This window comes from Rhizobium azibense (genome assembly GCF_004342325.1).
GTDB classification, from domain to species: Bacteria; Pseudomonadota; Alphaproteobacteria; order Rhizobiales; family Rhizobiaceae; genus Rhizobium; species Rhizobium etli_B.
Genome location: NZ_SMBJ01000034.1, coordinates 1 through 2,500, shown reverse-complemented (window position 1 = coordinate 2,500; position 2,500 = coordinate 1). Strand labels below are relative to the sequence as shown.

The window sequence follows — 2,500 nt, the reverse complement described above, 5'->3', positions numbered from 1 at the left end:
CGACAAGGGGAGTGAAATAGAACCTGAAACCGGATGCCTACAAACAGTCGGAGCCTGAAAGGGTGACGGCGTACCTTTTGTATAATGGGTCAACGACTTAGTGTAACAAGCAAGCTTAAGCCGGTAGGTGTAGGCGTAGCGAAAGCGAGTCTGAATAGGGCGATTGAGTTTGTTGCATTAGACCCGAAACCGAGTGATCTAGCCATGAGCAGGTTGAAGGTTGGGTAACACCAACTGGAGGACCGAACCCGCATCTGTTGCAATAGATTGGGATGACTTGTGGCTAGGGGTGAAAGGCCAATCAAACTCGGAAATAGCTGGTTCTCCGCGAAATCTATTTAGGTAGAGCGTCGAGCGAATACCCCCGGGGGTAGAGCACTGGATGGGCTATGGGGACTCACCGTCTTACTGATCCTAACCAAACTCCGAATACCGGGGAGTACTACTCGGCAGACACACGGCGGGTGCTAACGTCCGTCGTGAAAAGGGCAACAACCCTGACCTCCAGCTAAGGTCCCCAAGTCATGGCTAAGTGGGAAAGGATGTGAGGATCCCAAAACAACCAGGATGTTGGCTTAGAAGCAGCCATCATTTAAAGAAAGCGTAACAGCTCACTGGTCTAAATAAGGGTCTTTGCGCCGAAAATGTAACGGGGCTGAAGCCATGCACCGAAGCTGAGGATGTGTAGCAATACACGTGGTAGCGGAGCGTTCCGTAAGCCTGTGAAGGGACAGTCGTGAGACATCCTGGAGGTATCGGAAGTGCGAATGTTGACATGAGTAACGATAAAGAGGGTGAGAGACCCTCTCGCCGAAAGACCAAGGGTTCCTGCTTAAAGTTAATCTGAGCAGGGTTAGCCGGCCCCTAAGACGAGGCGGACACGCGTAGTCGATGGGAACCACGTTAATATTCGTGGGCCTGGTGGTAGTGACGGATTGCTCAACTTGTAAGGTCTTATTGGATTGATCTTGCAGGGACGCGGTTCCAGGAAACAGCTCCACCGTATAGACCGTACCCGAAACCGACACAGGTGGTCAGGTAGAGTATACCAAGGCGCTTGAGAGAACTATGTTGAAGGAACTCGGCAAATTGCACGCGTAACTTCGGAAGAAGCGTGACCCCATTTTGGGCAACCAAGGTGGGGTGGCACAGACCAGGGGGTAGCGACTGTTTATCAAAAACACAGGGCTCTGCGAAGTAGCAATACGACGTATAGGGTCTGACGCCTGCCCGGTGCTGGAAGGTTAAAGGGAGAGGTGCAAGCTTTGAACTGAAGCCCCAGTAAACGGCGGCCGTAACTATAACGGTCCTAAGGTAGCGAAATTCCTTGTCGGGTAAGTTCCGACCTGCACGAATGGCGTAACGACTTCCCCGCTGTCTCCAACATAGACTCAGTGAAATTGAATTCCCCGTGAAGATGCGGGGTTCCTGCGGTCAGACGGAAAGACCCCGTGCACCTTTACTATAGCTTTACACTGGCATTCGTGTCGGCATGTGTAGGATAGGTGGTAGGCTTTGAAGCGGGGACGCCAGTTTCCGTGGAGCCATCCTTGAAATACCACCCTTATCGACATGGATGTCTAACCGCGGTCCGTTATCCGGATCCGGGACAGTGTATGGTGGGTAGTTTGACTGGGGCGGTCGCCTCCGAAAGAGTAACGGAGGCGCGCGATGGTGGGCTCAGACCGGTCGGAAATCGGTCGTCGAGTGCAATGGCATAAGCCCGCCTGACTGCGAGACTGACAAGTCGAGCAGAGACGAAAGTCGGTCATAGTGATCCGGTGGTCCCGCGTGGAAGGGCCATCGCTCAACGGATAAAAGGTACGCCGGGGATAACAGGCTGATGACCCCCAAGAGTCCATATCGACGGGGTTGTTTGGCACCTCGATGTCGGCTCATCGCATCCTGGGGCTGGAGCAGGTCCCAAGGGTTTGGCTGTTCGCCAATTAAAGCGGTACGTGAGCTGGGTTCAGAACGTCGTGAGACAGTTCGGTCCCTATCTGCCGTGGGTGTAGGAATATTGACAGGATCTGTCCCTAGTACGAGAGGACCGGGATGGACATATCTCTGGTGGACCTGTTGTCCTGCCAAGGGCATAGCAGGGTAGCTACATATGGAAGGGATAACCGCTGAAGGCATCTAAGCGGGAAACCCACCTGAAAACGAGTGTTCCCTATCAGAGCCGTGGAAGACGACCACGTTGATAGGCCGGGTGTGGAAGTGCAGCAATGCATGAAGCTTACCGGTACTAATAGCTCGATCGGCTTGATCGTTCTCATTGACAATGCTCATCAATATGAGCCAGGACGTGTTCAAAACCAGCAAACCGGTACCAGAAGCATAAAGCTTCTCTCCAGTTCGCTCCAAATCCAGCTTCTCAATTCGTTGCGCTTCGCTGACCTGGTGGTTATGGCGGGGTGGCTGCACCCGTTCCCTTTCCGAACACGGCCGTGAAACGCCCCAGCGCCCATGGTACTTCGTCTCAAGACGCGGGAGAGTC

At 53.5% G+C, this 2,500-nt stretch carries 2 rRNA genes (1 of these 2 cut by a window edge); both read left to right on the top strand.

Annotated elements, in window-relative coordinates:
* Window positions 1-2,273: ribosomal RNA gene (locus EV130_RS32235) — 23S ribosomal RNA — on the top strand; it begins 566 nt to the left of the window's first position.
* 126 nt (window positions 2,274-2,399) lie between these two features.
* A 5S ribosomal RNA gene (rrf, locus tag EV130_RS32230) occupies window positions 2,400-2,500 on the top strand; the annotation flags it as partial.